The organism is Arthrobacter sp. MDT2-34-1 (assembly GCF_059091365.1).
In genome coordinates this window covers 1-762 of sequence record NZ_JBNHGO010000073.1, presented here as the reverse complement: position 1 = coordinate 762, position 762 = coordinate 1, and the positions used below count along the sequence as shown (strand labels likewise).

Here is a 762-nt window from a genome sequence, read left to right as displayed (position 1 = left end):
AATGTCGGCTTTCGTCGCTAGGTCAGGATGGATGTTGACGCCGGCGTCGGTGATCGCGATCATGCGACCACGGTAGGCGGGCGCTTCAATCACATAGAGGTGACTGGCGACCCGCCCGGTACCCAGTCGATCGCGCCCGAGCATCCCCTGCAGGAGCGTGGCAGTCGCGAGGGAACCCTTGACGACGAAGTCTGCGCAGCCCTCCTTGACCAGCCCCACGGCGGTGGCCACCGCATGCGCTGAATTCCTTGAGGCGATAACCTCAATATCTAGGCTCGCGGCGTGAAGCGCGTTCAATTCGCTCCGAATGCGGGATTCATCTCCAACAAGGTAGGCCGAGCTTCCGAACTCGCGGACTTCGTCAACGATGGCCTCGACCGCCTCGCGGGCATACGGCTCAACGACCACGGCACGCCCTGGCGGGCCACTCCGAATAAGCTCTTCTACTGACTCGAACGTGCGCACCTGTTCACCCCTGTTTGCGATTGATGAAGTTCGTGACTCCTCCATGAAAGGCCGGGGAAGCGAAGAGCAGCGCGCGAAGCGACGAGCCCGTTTCGAGGCCACCGCGATAATCGGAGGTCATCGCTGAGCGGATCGCCATCTTGCCCCACCGCAACACATCAGCCGGAACAGCGTTGGCCGACTCAAGGAACCCGGTGATGAAGTCTTCGAACTCGACGGAAGGCACCACGTTCTGCACCAGGCCAATGGCTTGAGCCTCTGCAGCGCCGATGGGGTTCCCCATGACCGAAACGGCCA

2 protein-coding genes are annotated in these 762 nt (G+C 61.8%); both read right to left on the bottom strand.

Annotated features, from left to right (window positions below; all coding sequences use genetic code 11):
* On the bottom strand, positions 1-408 hold a 408-nt coding region (locus AC5RVV_RS17680), incomplete at its 3' end, for a phosphate acyltransferase (protein ID WP_494002656.1).
* A gap of 61 nt (positions 409-469) precedes the next feature.
* Positions 470-762 (bottom strand): enoyl-CoA hydratase/isomerase family protein (locus tag AC5RVV_RS17675; protein ID WP_494002655.1); only part of this gene is annotated, 293 nt, incomplete at its 5' end.